Genomic DNA, 215 nt, shown 5'->3' with positions numbered 1-215 from the left:
ACCCATTCCGTAGGAATGTTTGTCATATATACCGTAATACCTTGTAAAAGTTTTGTACGCTCTGTATATGTAATTCCTTTTTTCTTTTCGCGAATAGCTCGATCACGTAGACGTTTCTGTTTTTGCTCCTCGGTACATCTATAAACTACAATTCGAGTAGGAAGTTTGTCTTTACTCCCTACATATACATCATGTAATTCATACACTTGGCCAGG

The 215-nt window shown here is 37.2% G+C and carries 1 pseudogene; it reads right to left on the bottom strand.

Features of this window, described 5'->3' with window-relative positions:
- Nucleotides 1-215, bottom strand: a pseudogene (locus JDS95_RS30945) (IS4 family transposase); the annotation flags it as partial.

The organism is Bacillus cereus group sp. N24 (assembly GCF_016483345.1).
GTDB classification, from domain to species: Bacteria; Bacillota; Bacilli; order Bacillales; family Bacillaceae_G; genus Bacillus_A; species Bacillus_A toyonensis.
This window is presented reverse-complemented; position numbering and strand designations above follow the sequence as displayed.